Source organism: Algoriphagus lacus (genome assembly GCF_003583985.1).
GTDB lineage: Bacteria > Bacteroidota > Bacteroidia > Cytophagales > Cyclobacteriaceae > Algoriphagus > Algoriphagus lacus.
Window position 1 is genome coordinate 16,240 of the sequence record NZ_QXML01000005.1, and the last position, 14,942, is coordinate 31,181.

11 protein-coding genes and 1 tRNA gene are annotated in these 14,942 nt (G+C 41.7%); 10 read left to right on the forward strand and 2 right to left on the reverse strand.

Annotation, left to right across the window (positions count from 1 at the left end):
- Nucleotides 1-27: 27 nt before the first annotated feature.
- Nucleotides 28-109, forward strand: a tRNA-Leu gene (locus D0X99_RS10975).
- Between the two features lie 133 nt (nt 110-242).
- On the opposite strand, the gene D0X99_RS10980 is transcribed toward D0X99_RS10975, so the two are convergent.
- Nucleotides 243-1,328, reverse strand: coding sequence for an AI-2E family transporter (locus tag D0X99_RS10980; protein ID WP_119477879.1), 1,086 nt, complete (start codon nt 1,326-1,328; stop codon nt 243-245).
- A gap of 206 nt (nt 1,329-1,534) precedes the next feature.
- Between D0X99_RS10980 and D0X99_RS10985 the strand changes: the two genes are divergently transcribed.
- Nucleotides 1,535-2,392: an alpha/beta hydrolase gene (locus D0X99_RS10985; protein ID WP_119477880.1), complete on the forward strand. Its 858-nt coding sequence runs from the start codon at nt 1,535-1,537 to the stop codon at nt 2,390-2,392.
- 87 nt (nt 2,393-2,479) lie between these two features.
- Nucleotides 2,480-3,625 (forward strand): 1-acyl-sn-glycerol-3-phosphate acyltransferase, encoded by a 1,146-nt coding sequence (locus D0X99_RS10990; RefSeq protein WP_119477881.1) that lies wholly within the window; start codon nt 2,480-2,482, stop codon nt 3,623-3,625.
- 7 nt (nt 3,626-3,632) lie between these two features.
- On the opposite strand, the gene D0X99_RS10995 is transcribed toward D0X99_RS10990, so the two are convergent.
- Complete coding sequence (locus D0X99_RS10995) at nt 3,633-4,886, reverse strand: GAF domain-containing sensor histidine kinase (protein ID WP_119477882.1); 1,254 nt, start codon at nt 4,884-4,886, stop codon at nt 3,633-3,635.
- Nucleotides 4,887-5,021: 135 nt separating this feature from the next.
- On the opposite strand from D0X99_RS10995, the gene D0X99_RS11000 reads away from it, so the two are divergent.
- From D0X99_RS11000 to D0X99_RS11030, 7 genes are all read left to right on the forward strand, one after another.
- Nucleotides 5,022-5,594 carry a peptidylprolyl isomerase gene (locus tag D0X99_RS11000; protein WP_119477883.1) on the forward strand — a complete coding sequence of 191 codons (573 nt, stop codon included), beginning with the start codon at nt 5,022-5,024 and terminating at the stop codon, nt 5,592-5,594.
- Nucleotides 5,591-6,661: a Gfo/Idh/MocA family protein gene (locus tag D0X99_RS11005; RefSeq protein WP_119477884.1), complete on the forward strand. Its 1,071-nt coding sequence runs from the start codon at nt 5,591-5,593 to the stop codon at nt 6,659-6,661. Before D0X99_RS11000 ends, D0X99_RS11005 begins: the two co-directional genes overlap by 4 nt.
- 75 nt (nt 6,662-6,736) lie before the next feature.
- Nucleotides 6,737-11,074, forward strand: coding sequence for a PAS domain-containing protein (locus tag D0X99_RS11010; protein ID WP_119477885.1), 4,338 nt, complete (start codon nt 6,737-6,739; stop codon nt 11,072-11,074).
- Nucleotides 11,075-11,086: 12 nt separating this feature from the next.
- On the forward strand, nt 11,087-13,072 hold the full coding sequence (locus D0X99_RS11015) for an ATP-binding protein (protein WP_119477886.1): 1,986 nt from the start codon (nt 11,087-11,089) through the stop codon (nt 13,070-13,072).
- Entirely contained in the window at nt 13,065-13,499 is a 435-nt protein-coding gene (locus D0X99_RS11020) for a response regulator (RefSeq protein WP_119477887.1), read from the forward strand. Before D0X99_RS11015 ends, D0X99_RS11020 begins: the two co-directional genes overlap by 8 nt.
- Before the next feature lie 5 nt (nt 13,500-13,504).
- The gene (locus tag D0X99_RS11025; RefSeq protein ID WP_119477888.1) at nt 13,505-14,527 is read left to right on the forward strand and encodes a PAS domain S-box protein; all 1,023 of its coding nucleotides are present in this window, start codon (nt 13,505-13,507) and stop codon (nt 14,525-14,527) included.
- A complete protein-coding gene (locus D0X99_RS11030) occupies nt 14,524-14,928 on the forward strand; it encodes a response regulator (RefSeq protein WP_119477889.1) in 405 nt (134 codons plus the stop codon). The genes D0X99_RS11025 and D0X99_RS11030 overlap by 4 nt, the downstream gene beginning before the upstream one ends.
- Nucleotides 14,929-14,942 lie beyond the last annotated feature (14 nt).

Below are 14,942 nucleotides of genomic sequence, written 5' to 3' on the forward strand. Positions count from 1 at the left end.
TGCATATCAATTGAAAAATTGAACAATGCGGACGTGGCGAAATTGGTAGACGCACTGTCTTCAGGCGGCAGCGCCTTCGGGTGTGAAAGTTCGAATCTTTTCGTCCGCACAAAAAAGGCCTTCAGATCATTCTGAGGCCTTTTTTTATGTGTTTATGACTTGATTTATAACTATTTTTCCCCCTTTAGCTGGAGAGATAATACCCATTGGGATCTCAAGCCTTTGGAGTGGTGCTCCTTTTCTCAGGTCTTTTTGGTGAAATATTTCCGATGAATCAATTTCATAAAATTCTCCGAGGATTCGCTCACCGGCACGTCATCTCCCAGAAGATAGGCAAAGGGTTTTAACTCCTGGCTTCTCTCCAAGGTGATCTTCAATACGCCAGTGAGGGGGATAAACAAAACCATGCCTGATATTCCCCAAAGCCATCCACCTAATAGGATGGCAAGGATCACGGCCAGGGCATTTACTTTTACTTTTGAACCGACCACCAAAGGAGTGATAATGTTGTTTTCAAAGAGCTGAATTCCCCACAGGGTGGCGAAAGTGACAAAAGGATAAATAAAAGAATCTGTAGTAAGGAAAACGTAAAGGATTACAAAAAACGAGGAAATAAAGACTCCCACATAGGGAATCAAGTTCATAATAGCGATGAAGGAAGCAAATAGGATAAAGTATTTGATTCCCATCAGATAAAAGAAAATTCCAGCCAGGAGTGCGACGATTCCAGTGACCCTAATAATTCCGGCGAGGTAGGACTGAATAATCTGACCCGAATCAGCCGCCCAGTTGAGTACCGATTCCTTGTTTTTGGAGGACAATCGAATCAGAAATTCGGTGAAAAAATCTTTGTAATACAGGATTAGAAAGCTGTAAAGTGGAATTATCCCAGCCAAAGTCAAGGATTTACCTGTGGAAAACAGCGTCTGATTAAGATTGTCTGCCTGCATAATTGAAAACATGTCCGCCTTATGATCAGGATTGAGAAATTCCTGACCAAGCAGCAGCCCTATTTCGTCGTAGTACCTACTGAGTTTTTCTTTGAGATTTTCTCCGATTTCCGGGATTTCCCGAATCAGCCCTACCATTTGATTGAGCAGAAGGTAGAGAATTCCAAAGGCTACCAAACTGACCATTAAAATGCTGACAAAAATAGCCAGTCCACGAGGAAACCGCTTTCGCTCAAACCAAGATGACATCGGATAAAGTGCAAATGCGAAAAAAATCCCCCAGACCATCGGCACCAGGATAAATGCTCCCTCCTTCATGCAAATAGCGCCTAAAACCAGGATTATCAGAAAATAAGCAGTTTGCTGTAATCGCCTCATGGAATCACACTGAGTTAAGAATTGGAATATACAAAATTGCCTTTTCGCTTTTATCTACTGAAGGAAGTCCAGAGACTTTAAACTTGGCTTTTATTGCTATTTTTCAAAATCCAAAAAGTCAAATTGAAACTACTTTCCAATTTTAATCCAAGTGGTTTCTCTCATTTCGAACTGAAAGTCATTAAACAACCGGGTTTCCAAATCTTATGAAAAAGGCCTTACTGATAATTCTCGCTTTTTTGCCATTCCTGACTTTGGCACAAGTCAATGTGGACACCATTCAAGTCTACAGTGCTGCCATGAAGAAGAACCTGAAAGCCGCAGTGACAACCCCATCCTCCTATCGCTCCGGCAGTCAGAACTATCCTGTTGTTTACTTATTGCACGGTGGCAGCGGGTCTTTCAGCGATTGGCATCAGAAAGTGAGTGATCCTGGCCTGGTGGGGAAATTGGCTGAACAATACAACCTAATCATCGTCACTCCAGGGGTAGGTCCGGCAAGCTATTACTACGACAGTCCGCTACTGGATTCTGTCCGATACGAGACCTACATCATTTCAGAATTGATCCCTCACATTGATCAAACCTACCGGACACTTGCGAAGAAAGAGTCAAGAGCCATCACCGGTTTGTCCATGGGAGGACACGGGGCAATCACACTTTCTGCCAAACATCCAGAACTCTTCGTGGCTGCAGGAAGCATGAGCGGAGTCATGAACATCGATACAAGGATGTGGAAAGTCGCTGATGACTTCAGAAAATTAAGGCAGGAAGGTCAAAAAGCCATGTTAGGTTCAGACCTAAATTATGACGGTCCCACTTTCAACTCATTTACAGCGGTGGGATTGGTGGATAAAATGAAAGCTAACGGACTGGCGCTGATTATCGATTGTGGTGTGGAGGATTTCCTGATCGAAACCAACCGGCAGATGCATCAACTCTTACTTGCAAACGGCACTCCCCATGAATACATTGAACGCCCGGGGGCACATACCTGGCCCTATTGGACAGAAGCCCTGCCGGTACACCTGCTGTTTTTTTCTAAATACCTGAAGCGGGATTAATTAACCCAACGCCCTTCCGCAAAAGGTAATTTAACTTCAAATATTCAGCTAATTTTTGCTTTTTGCGTGAGTTTTGAACCCCACCCCATGTCCAAATTTGATTCGATAAGGCCATACTACGACGCTGAGGTAAATGCTGCGATCCGTCAGATCATTGACGACCCCATGCTGGAAGCCATAATGAATTTCACATTCCCCAATGAAAATCCTGCTCATTGGAAAGGTCTGATGAGACACACACACTCGCTTCGGGATTTTCAAATCAACTTCATCTATCCGGCATTGATGAAAGTGTTGGAAAAAAGCTCGGATGGACTTAGTACCGGAGGATTTGAAGCGCTAGAGCCGAACACCGCCTACCTTTTCATATCAAATCACCGGGATATCATCTTGGACACTTCACTATTGAATGCCTGCCTTTATGAAAAAGGTTTGGTCATGACCACCTCTGCGATTGGAGATAACCTGATCAAAAAGCCATTTCTCCATATTCTTTCCCGTCTCAACCGAAACTTTGCCATACGGAGAGGATTAACAGGACGAGCACTTTTTGAAAGTTCATTATTGGTTTCAGAATACATTCATAAATCTCTCTTAAGGGAAAACAGATCTGTCTGGACGGCCCAACGGGAAGGAAGAACAAAAGATGGAAATGACATCACCCAAAAAGGAGTCCTAAAAATGCTTACCCTCGCAGAGGAAGGTCAAAATCCTTTTGGCTTTTTTGAAAAAATCAGGGTAGTTCCTGTTTCAATTTCTTACGAATACGATCCTACAGACATTTTGAAGATGCCGGAGCTTTTGGCCAAATCCCGGGATGAAAAGTATGTCAAAAGCGAAAATGAGGATTTTGTCAATTTGCTCCGTGGAATTATGGGAACTAAGAAACGAATCCACATTCAGGTGAATGGCGTTTTGGACGAGGAAATAAAAGAAATATCACAAATGGATATCCCTCAGAGTGATAAACTGACTCAACTTGCCTCCCTGATAGACCTGAAAATTTGGAACGGTTTTAAGCTTTGGCCAAGCAATTATATCTCTTATGATTTGCTTCATGGGAAAGAGGAATTTGCCTCCTGCTATACCAAAGAAGAAAAAGAAGCATTCCAAAAAAGGCTTAATGAAAAAGTGGATACCAAGAATTCAGAATTGCTCAAAAACTTTCTTTCCATGTACGCTTACCCGATCGAAAACAGTAAAAAAGCAAGCGCTGAAATGAAAAAAGCCTGAGCTAAGCTCAGGCCAGGGGAAGTATCAAATTAAATTCTGTACCACTTCCAAGTTCTGACTTCACCAAAAGCCGTCCTTTGAGACTTTTCACCAGGTGATTGACTAGGTTTAACCCAAACCCAAAACCCTTTTCACCGGAAGTACCTGAAGAGGAACTAGTGCCTCCTTCAAGGATCTCTGCAATTTTTTCCGAAGAGATACCAACCCCGCTGTCTATCACTTTTAGATTGAGGATTTTTTCCTGATCCAAAACCTCCAAATCAAGGATTACTTTAACCATCCCGCCATTTGGAGTAAACTTGAGGGAATTGGAAATCAGATTACCCAGTATCTGGAGAATTTTATTCTTGGGAAATGGAATCTCAGGATTAGAAGGACTGGCTTCTACCTCTAAAGTCACTTTTTTGTTGATCGCCTGAGGATTAAACATGTCCTGAATCTTTGTTTGAAGCGTCAATAGGGTGAATTCGTGATCCTTTGGAATTCTCTTGGTAGCCCCCTTTGAATCAAAGTTCTGTGAGAGAATTTCATCTGCCAACTCCAAAACTGACTTTCCGCTTTTTCGAATTAGCGCTATGAAATCGAGAACTTCTTCCAGCTTGTTTTGGTCCCCTTGCATCTGGATGATTTCAGCCAACCCTATAATTCCACCGATTGGACCTCGGATGTCATGAGCCACCCGATTTTTGATAGTTGTGGTTTCCTGTACTTTCTTCTTGAGGTTAGCTACAGCAAATTGAATTTTGATCCGATTTACCACCTCCCCTGCTATGATTTCAAGCATTTCTTTCTTTTCAGCACTCAGGTTTTTAAAATCCTCATGCAAGACACAAAGGGCTCCCAAGGAAAGGTCTTCATCGACCTTTAGCGGGACTCCATAATAGTATCTCAGATGTGGCTCATCAGTCACATAAGATCGATCTTTAAATCGCTCATCCTTGGATAAATCCTGTACTTCAAATCCGCCTGAGTTTTCTTCCAGTATGGTGTATTGGCAAACCGATTCTTCTCTTGGCATTTGTTGAAGTTCAATTCCATAAGTAGAAGCACTCCATTGGGTAAATGAATCAATAAGATTGATTAACGAAATGGAAGTACCTGCCACCTTTGCGGCAAGTTTTGTTAGATCAGCAAATGTTTTGTCCAAATCCGAATAATCCAGGTCAAACTCACTAAGCGCCAAAATGCGCTTCATTTCATTTTCTGGAACTGGCGGTAAAAAATCAACTTCCTGATTTTGCAATGGGCTTTCCTGTGACATTTTTAGATTTTTCCCAAAACAACGTACAAAAAATTGATTCGGATTTATGCACCTCTGGGATTTCCTGAAGATTTAAACAAGCTCATGAATTATGTATATTAACTGCCCTTTAAATAAATCCATCCAGTCACTTCCATGATTCAAATCCTATTTTTGATTCTTTTCCTTTTCTCCCCAGCTTTTGAGGAGAAAATTCCAGTAGGTCAAATCAAGACACCTATGGGAGACATTCTTATCAGTTTGGATGAACGGACACCCCGTCACCGGGAAAGCTTTATTGAATTAGCCCAAGCTGGCTACTGGGATTCACTTACTTTTAATCGGGTAATCCCAAATTTTGTAGCCCAGGGAGGATGTCCGGATACCCCGGAAGGATTCAAGGATCCAGAATACCTGCTGGAACCAGAATTTCACCCCAAACTTAAACACGTCTATGGCGCTGTGGGAGCTGGAAGGGATGACAACCCTGGAAAACTATCTGCAAGATGTCAGTTCTACATCGTTCAAAATCCGAATGGAATTCCCCGGCTTGACGGAGATTACACGATTTTCGGACAGGTAATTAAGGGCATGGACATCGTGGATCAAATTGTCAATGTGACACGAAGCGATAAGGACGAACCCAAAACTCCGATCTCGCTCGATATTGAAATTATATTCCTAAGTCAAACTGAACTCAACAAACTCATCAATAATTCTGATCAATGAAACCTATTCGGATCCTCATCGTGGGCTGCGGCAATATGGGAGCTTCACATGCCACAGCTTATCATCACATGCCTGAATTTGAAATCTGTGGCCTGGTGGCCAGAGGTGAAAGCAAGGAAAAACTGAATAAAAAACTGGGGGGGAATTATGCCTTGTTTGAGGATTTTGATCTGGCAATGTCCTCTACCAAACCTGATGCAGTTTGTATTTCCACTTATCCGGATACCCATGAGGAATTTGCCCTTAAGGCATTAGAGGCCGGTTGCCATATTTTCATCGAAAAGCCGCTGGCCGATTCCATCGCTGGCTGTGAAAAAATAATTGCTAAGGCTCAGCAAACCGGTAAAAAAGTAGTGGTGGGATACATCCTGAGGCACCACCCCTCCTGGATGCGATTTATTGAAGAAGCACAGAAAATGGGTAAACCCTTGGTGATGCGAATGAACCTCAACCAGCAAAGTCATGGGTTCATGTGGGACGTCCATCGAAATTTACTTAAATCCTTGAGCCCGATTGTGGATTGTGGCGTCCACTACATCGATGTAATGTGCCAGATGACCCGCTCCAAGCCAGTTTGGGTTTCTGCCATTGGCGCTCGGTTGACTGAGGACATCGCCAAAGACAATTACAATTACGGTCAACTCCAGATCCGGTTTGAAGACGGATCGGTGGGATGGTATGAGGCAGGTTGGGGACCGATGATCTCGGAAACAGCCTTTTTTGTGAAAGATGTCTTTGGCCCAAAAGGTGCAGTTTCTATTGTGGCCAAAGATGCCGGTGCCGCCGGCAAATCGGACAACGTGGACAGCCATACCAAGACCGAATCCATCCGTGTCCATTATGCTGATATTGATGACAAAAACCATTTTACTCGAAAAGACGAATGGATCGACATGGCTGATGAACCCGACCATCAGGAGCTTTGCAACCGTGAGCAGCGCTATTTTCTAAAGGCAATTCGTGAAAATATTGACTTGACTGATCATTTGGATGATGCACTAAACAGTCTTAAAATCGCCTTTGCCTGTGATGAGTCTGTTAAGACCGGGGAGGTTGTAAGGCTGTAGGTTTACAGAACAATGCACTTTGTAGGGTAAAACCCTCAAAAAAGCTAAATTCCTTCGGACATAATCCCTCCCGGTATGGGTACTAATCCCAATTCAAAAGAAAACCAACTAGATGAACCTGGATCCAAAATCCTGGAGGAAACCAAAGAGCTCCTAAGAAAAATAGAAGCATTGGCTAATATAGGCCATTGGGAAGTGGATTTGGTGACCGGGAAAAATACTTGGTCTGACCAATTTTATAGGATTTTAGGGCTTAATCCAGCCATCACAACTGGCACAACTGAACTTGGACTTTCAACTATCCACCCGGAAGACAGGGAAAGAGCCACGGCATCCTATCAAAAATCTTTTGAAACCGGATCTCCCTACAAAGTAGAAAAGAGGATCATCAGACCTAGTGGAGAAATCCGCCACGTTATTTCTGAAGGAATTGTTGAACTGGGTCCCGAGGGAAGACCGGTTCGCCTTTTCGGCGTTTTCAAAGACATTACCGAAGAAAAACTTAAAGAGGAAGCACTCCAACAGTCGATCAATGAGATAGAAAATCTCTTCCACACCACCCAAGACTTAATTTTAATAACCGACTTGGATGGCAAATTCAAAAAGGTATCCCAGTCTAGCCAACAGGTCTTAGGCTATCCGGCAAATGAAATGCTCGGAAAATCAATTTTTGATTTTGTCTATTCAGCCGATTTGGAAGTCACCAGGGAATTTTGGGAGAAAATCATCAAAAACGAGCCTGTAAATGAATTCAAAAACAGGTCTAGCCATCCGGATGGTTGGCTAATTCATTTTAGCTGGTCCTCGGTATTTGACCCAAGATCCCAAACCGTTTTTCTGGTAGGCAGGGATATCACTCCAATGGTCCATACTAAGGAAAAACTTAGATCAGAAAGACAAAACCTGTCCATAATCCTTAATAGTTCTCCATACACGATTTGGACACTGGACAAAGACTATAATCTGATTACTGCAAATCAACATTTCATCGATACGATGAAAGAAATAGCAGAATGGGAACCAAAACCTGGTGAGAATTTAGTTTTTGAAACCCCATTACCACAGAGTTTTATTTTAGAATGGAAAGCATGGTATGATCGGGCAATAGGAGGTGAATCATTTTCCATCACCCGAAAAGTAACGTTGCTCAAAAAGGGTGGCTACATGGAAATTGCCTTCAAACCCATTTTTGAAGAAGGTGAAATCATTGCTATAGCCTGCTATTCACAGGATATCACTCAGCGAAAGGAAGAGGAAATCCGCACAGATGAGTTGGTTAAGAGACTGAATCTTGCCCAAAAAATAGGAAAGCTAGGTTACTGGGAATTTGACATCAAAACTGAAAAAATCTATTGGTCTGACGAAGTATTCCAAATTTGGGGAATTGACAAATCCCAATTCAATCCCAATTTTGAATTGTTTTTAAGTACAATACACCCCGAAGATCAAGGGGATTTTTTAATTCATCATCACAACGCTCTGGCTGGAATAGCACCTTTAAATGCGGTTCATCGGATTCTATTAAGCTCCGGTGAAATCAAATTTGTTCATGAAATCGGAGGTTTGGAAACCGATCCTGTCACTGGCAATACCTCTTTTAGAGGTACGGTTCAGGATATCACCCAAGAAAAATCGATTGAAAAAGTACTTTGGGATCGTAATAAGTTTATTGAGTACGCATTGGAAAATCTTCCAATGGGTATTGCCGTCAATAAAATGAGTTCCGGTGAGGCAACTTACATAAATCCCGCCTTTGGGGAGATTTACGGTTGGCCGACTGAGGTTTTAAAGGATGTTGATACTTTTTTCGATAAAATCTATCCCAATAAGGAATATAGGGGATTTATTACAGGCCAAATCATTGCAGATATACAAAGTGGTGATCCTGAGCGGATGATTTGGAAAAATATTCCAATCACTACCCAAACCGGTGAAGAACGGATTATCACTGCGAAAAACATCCCACTTCCCGAACAGGATCTGATGATTTCAACGGTGATAGATGAGACAGATCGGTATTGGGCAGAGCATTCCCTTCGGACTAGCAATGAGCGCTTTCATTTGGCCACACAGGCCGTATCAGATGCAATCTGGGATTGGGACATCAAGAAAAACAACATCTTCTGGGGAAAAGGATACCATCGGCTTTTTGGATACCCGGAGGAAGTCGAAAATGTTTCCGAGGATCTCTGGCAAACCAAAATCCATCCTGCGGATCTGGAAGAAACCTGGCTTTCTATCCAAGAAGCAAGAAATACCAAAGAAACCCATCGATGGACAGGAGAATATCGGTTCCAAAAGTTTGACGGAACTTACGCTTATGTAAAAGAAAACACGGTAATAATTAGGGATTCGGAAGGAAAACCCATCCGGATGGTCGGAGCTTTGCAAGACATCACTCAAGAAAAAGAAAAAGAGCTACAGATTCTAAAAAAGACCCGGCTCATTGCAGCTACTTCGCAGATTATTGCCTCACTTTTGGAAACTGAGGATTGGCAGGAAATTTTGGAACCTACCCTCAAAATCATGGGGGAAAGCGTGGAAACAGATCGGGCATATCTGCTTAAAATCCAGCAAAACTCTAGCAACCAATTTTTCGCAAAACTCATCCATGAATGGACAAAGGCCAAAGGCCCTGTTGAATCCCATAAATCTGGTAACCCGGAAATTCCACTTGAGCAACACCTGGCTTTTTTGAATGAAGGCTCAAAGCATAAACCATTTTCCATCCTTACCAAGGATGCATCTGATCACACTCGGCAATTCCTGGAGGAACAAAACATCAAATCGATTCTTATAGTCCCGATTTTCCAGGGTGATGAATTGTTTGCACATCTTGGATTTGAAGATTATCAGAGTGACAGGATTTGGTCGGAGGATGAACTGAATTTTTTGCAGGTTATCGGGACAAACCTAGCCTTTGCTATTGAACGAAAGAAGAATTTGGATGAAATCCAGAATGCTTTTGAATCCAGAAATTCCCTTCTGGAAAGTATCGGAGATTCTTTTTATGCTTTAGACAAGAATTACAAGGTCACTTATTGGAATAATGTAATTGAAAAACTTACCGGAATTAAAAAAGAAGAAATTCTTGGGAAGAGCATTTGGGACTTTGTGGATGTAGTAAATGACCAATTTACATCAGCCTATGAAAAGGCGCTCAAGGAAAATGTAGCCCAGTATTTTGAGACCTTTGATAATTGGTTAAAGGCTTGGTTGGAAGTAACTATTTATCCGGCTAATGGTGGCCTTTCAGCCATTATCAAAGACATTACCGAACGCAGAAATACGGCTAATCAATTAGCTGAATCAAATGAACGGTTTGCCATAATCTCAGAAGCTTCCAATGACGCGATTTGGGATTGGAATTTGGAAACCGAGGAGCATTTCTGGGGAGAGGGATTCCAAAAACTATTTGGAATTAATGCATCCAAGGAGGGTAAATCTTCCAAAAACTGGGAAAAAAGGGTTCACCCGGAGGATTTGGAGTCCGTCAAAATGATCCTCAATAAGCTTCTAAGCAGCCCTGATTCGAGTTATTTTGAATGTGATTATCGATTTCAAAGACAGGACGGCTCATTCGCCTATGTAACCGACAAAGGTTCTGTCATTCGTGACAAAGAAGGAAAACCCATCCGTTTGGTGGGGGCTATTCAGGACATCACCCAACGGAAGGAGTATGAGGAGTCATTGAAAAAGCTCAATGAGGACTTGGCGAAATCTAATCGGGAACTCGAGATCTCAAATAAGGAGCTTGAGCAATTTGCCTACGTTGCTTCCCACGATTTGCAGGAACCCCTTCGGATGATTTCAAGCTTTCTTGGTCTAATCGAAAAAAAATACCAGGATATTCTGGATGAGAAAGGACTCCAATACATTCATTTTGCTGTGGATGGCGCTAAGCGAATGAGAGAGATCATTCTGGATTTATTGGAATTTTCAAGATTGGGTAACATCACAGAATCCAAGAAAGAAATAGACTTGAATGATCTTCTGCTGGAGGTTACTCAGCTCAACAAAAAGTCAATAAAGGATAAAAATGCAATAATCCACATTGGAAATCTCCCAAAAGTAGTCGCCCATTCCAATTCCATGATTCAGCTTTTCCAAAACCTGATTTCCAATGGACTGAAGTATCAGCCTGAGGGCCAAAAACCTGAAATCTGGATTGAAGCCACCGAGCTTCCCACGGAATGGGAATTCCAAGTACGGGATAATGGAATTGGAATCGAACCTGAATTCAAGGATAAAATATTCATCATTTTTCAACGACTCCATCAAAAAGAACAATTTTCAGGATCAGGAATCGGCTTAGCCATATGCAAGAAAATTGTAGAATTCCATAGTGGGAAAATCTGGGTAGAATCGATTCCCGGCCAAGGCAGTACTTTCTTTTTTACGATCAAGAAATAACCGAAATCACTTTTGAATACTTTTAAAAATTGGATCCTGTCAATAATATCAACTTCTCCCAAACTTTCGGGATGGTTTGTGTTTTTGGTGTCACTTTCGCTGACACTTTTTCTGTCCTTCGTAGAATATCAGCTCAAACTTTCCAATGAACGGGAACGGGTCAATACCAAACTTTTCGAGGTAGAAAATCAAATCGTCAACATCCTGAACAACAGTGTTTCTGCAGCTAAAACCCTCGCTTATCTGTCCAAAAACCTCAATGTGGTGCCGGAATTTGAAACCATTGGCAGGGAAATTTTGGAAAGTAATCCCTCTGTAGATGCCATTCAACTCCTGGACAGTGGCAAAATAGTCGCCATCTACCCATTGGGAAGACACCAAAAAGCGATGGGATATGATATCCTAAAAGACACCACATTACTAAGGGAGGCAAGTGAGTCCATTCGCCGAAGGGAAATTTATTTTGCCGGCCCTTACACAATCATGCAGGGCGGCCAAGCTATTGTAGGACGACTGCCAATTTTTAATGGAGATCAATTTCGGGGATTTGCTGTAGTGATTGTCTTTATGGAGACGCTGATCAAAACTGCTCATATGGAGAACTCACCGGATAGCCCTCTCTATATCCAATTTTCGAAGACCAATCCCAACTCAGGTCAGATAGAACATTTTCTGCCCGAAATTGAAAATCCTGCTGAATTTTCCGGATATCGATCTAGCCGAAAGATTGAATTGGGTAACTGGGATCTATCCGTACAACTGAAGAACAGCACAGCACTAAGCAGTTCAGCATGGTCTATCTTGCTTAGAATTTCCGTCTCTGTTTTGTTTGGGTTTTTAGCATGGTATTTCGCCAGACAACCTTCAATTCTGAGAAAAAAAGTACAGGAGCAATCTGAGGAAATCCTATTGGCTAATGAGCGGTTTGAATTGGCCACCAAAGCTACTGCGGATGTGATCTGGGATTGGAATCTCCTTACAAATGAAGTCTATCGTTCAGAGCAATTCATCCAAATGCTGGGATATCCCAGCGAGGAGAGCAACGGAAACAATAATTTTTGGACAAAGATTATCCATCCTGAGGATTTGGAGCGGGTAAAATCGAACATCAAAGAAGCCTTGGACGGAGACAATCAATACTGGGAGCAGGAGTTTCGGGTGAGGAAAGCCGACTCCTCCTATGCCTACATCATTGACAAGGGCTACATAGTTCGTGATCCCCAAGGCAAGCCTATCCGGATGATTGGTGCTACCCAGGATATTTCAAAGCGAAAATATGCAGAACTGAAACTGCTCGAAGCCAATCAGAGCTTAAGCAATGCCAATGAAGAACTTAAAGTTTTTGCTTCTTTGGCTTCCCACGACATGAAAGAACCGCTCCGGATGATCAGTTCGTTTATGTCACTTCTTCAAAAGAAATACGGCTCCACACTCGATGAAAAAGCAAATCAGTACATCTCGTTTGCCGTGGAAGGATCCAAGCGATTGACAAATCTGATCAATGATTTACTCGATTATTCCAAGGTTGGATTTGATCTTAAGCTAATAGAGCCTCTAAACATCAATGAAATCATCGAGGAAGTAATCAAACTCAAATCTGATTTGATCCGAGAATCAAAAGCTACAATTTTGGTTGACCCCCTACCGGTTATAAAAGGCCTAAAAACGCCAATGCAAATTCTCTTTCAAAATTTGATCGGAAATGCATTAAAGTACCGCAAATCAGACACTGCACCCATAATTACTATCACCGGAAAGGAATTAAAAGATTCTTGGGAATTTTCAGTTGAAGACAACGGAATAGGAATCGATCCTGATTATCTTGAACACATCTTTGGAATTTTGAAAAGACTTCATCCCAAAGAAAAATATCCAGGTACTGGAATGGGTCTAGCCACTTGCCGAAAAATTGTAACCCAACATGGCGGCAAAATCTGGGCTGAGTCCACACCAGAAAAAGGCAGCAAATTTTTATTCACAATCAAGAAATATGAGTAACGATCCATTAAAAATTCTTTTGGTCGAAGATAATGAGGGTGACATTTTGCTCACCACGGAAGCACTGGGGGACTGCAAAATTTCCAACGAACTTAAAGTGCTGAGAGACGGTAACGAAGCATTGCAGTATCTTATGCATCAGGCCAAATTGGGAGGTAATGAATTACCAGATCTGATTTTGTTGGACATCAACATGCCTAAGAAAAACGGCCACGAGGTATTAAACAGTGTAAAAAATCATCCTGAATTAAAACATATCCCAATTATTATTCTTACGACTTCCTCCTCGGAGATTGATATTCTAAAAGCTTATCAAGAGCATGCAAATTGTTACATTATCAAACCCTTGGATGTTGACGACTTCCTCACCATCACCTCAAAAATCGAAGAGTTTTGGTTTAATATAGCCAAACTCCCCAAAACCTAAATCTAATGCGAAAGGACGAAAAACCTTATCATATTCTGATCATTGAGGATAATCTTGGGGATTATATTCTCATTGAAGAATATCTCGCAGAGAACATCCTTGAACCAGATCTTGAACGAGTTGAAACATTCCACAGTGCCAAACAACTTCTGGAGGACAAAGGCAAAAAGTTTGATTTGGTGTTTCTTGACCTTTCCCTTCCTGACCTTTCGGGAGAACAATTGATCAGGGAAGTACTCGAACTGACCGAGGGAATTCCGGTGGTAGCTTTGACTGGATTTTCAGATTTGGATTTCAGTATTAAATCATTGTCCTTGGGAATTTCGGATTACTTGCTTAAGGATGAACTTACACCGGTTATTCTTTACAAAAGCATCATCTATGCGATCCAGCGAAGCAAGTTTATTGATGACATTCAGAAATCCGAAAAAAGATACAGCGACCTGTTTCAATTGAGTCCACTTCCTATGTGGGTGTATGATCTAAAATCCCTTCGATTTCTGGATATTAATCAGGCAGCGGTAGATCATTACGGTTACAGCGAGGAGGAATTTCTGTTGATGAAAATCTCTGATATCAGACCGGCGGATGATCTGCAATTGATGGATCAAGCACTAAAAGCTTATCAAAATGGTGAAAAATTAGACCCCAAGAATATTTACAAGCACAAGAAAAAAAACGGGGATATTATCAAGGTAGAAGCTACAATTCGTAATCTACTTTTCAACGATAGAGAGGCTGTGCTCGTATTGGTTAATGACATCACAGAGCGCTTAAGGTATGTGGAGACCATTGAAAAACAAAACCAGACTTTCCGTGAAATTGCTTGGATTCAGTCCCATGTGGTGAGAGCTCCTTTGGCGAGACTACTAGGTTTGGTAAGTCTACTTGAAAGCGAAATTTCAGATCAATTTGAGGAGACTACAACTCTTGTCAACTACATCAAAGATTCAGCGATTGAACTGGATGAAATCGTCCGGGAAATCAGTAAAAAATCCGAAAACATAGCCCCGCTAGAGAAACCATGAATTCAGAATTAATCTTGGTTGATGATGATGATGTGTTATTGGTCATCTTTGAAAAAATGATCCATAAAGTGGATCCGGGCATTAAGCTTATACCATTCAACTCCGGAAAAAAAGCCCTTTCTTACCTCAGTACGATTCCGGAATCCGGCACAAACCGCTATCTGCTGGTGGACATCAACTTGAAGGACATGAGTGGTTGGGACTTTCTAAATGAATTGGTTGAAAGAAAAGACAAATTTTCCAAGGTAATCCTCATCACTTCATCCGTGAATTCCTCAAATCCTATAACCGCCAAAAAGTACGTGCCCGTTATTGGTTTTTTTGAAAAGCCACTCACCTTCGAAATCATCCATCAGATCCTGAATCTAATCGGGCAAAATTCAACTGAGAAAAAGGAATAGAAAAGTCCTTTTTT

Coding starts and splice junctions, on each gene's coding strand:
- D0X99_RS10980 (WP_119477879.1), bottom strand. CDS start 1,328: ATGAGGCGATTACAGCAAACTGCTTATTTTCTGATAATCCTGGTTTTA.
- D0X99_RS10985 (WP_119477880.1), top strand. CDS start 1,535: ATGAAAAAGGCCTTACTGATAATTCTCGCTTTTTTGCCATTCCTGACT.
- D0X99_RS10990 (WP_119477881.1), top strand. CDS start 2,480: ATGTCCAAATTTGATTCGATAAGGCCATACTACGACGCTGAGGTAAAT.
- D0X99_RS10995 (WP_119477882.1), bottom strand. CDS start 4,886: ATGTCACAGGAAAGCCCATTGCAAAATCAGGAAGTTGATTTTTTACCG.
- D0X99_RS11000 (WP_119477883.1), top strand. CDS start 5,022: ATGATTCAAATCCTATTTTTGATTCTTTTCCTTTTCTCCCCAGCTTTT.
- D0X99_RS11005 (WP_119477884.1), top strand. CDS start 5,591: ATGAAACCTATTCGGATCCTCATCGTGGGCTGCGGCAATATGGGAGCT.
- D0X99_RS11010 (WP_119477885.1), top strand. CDS start 6,737: ATGGGTACTAATCCCAATTCAAAAGAAAACCAACTAGATGAACCTGGA.
- D0X99_RS11020 (WP_119477887.1), top strand. CDS start 13,065: ATGAGTAACGATCCATTAAAAATTCTTTTGGTCGAAGATAATGAGGGT.
- D0X99_RS11025 (WP_119477888.1), top strand. CDS start 13,505: ATGCGAAAGGACGAAAAACCTTATCATATTCTGATCATTGAGGATAAT.
- D0X99_RS11030 (WP_119477889.1), top strand. CDS start 14,524: ATGAATTCAGAATTAATCTTGGTTGATGATGATGATGTGTTATTGGTC.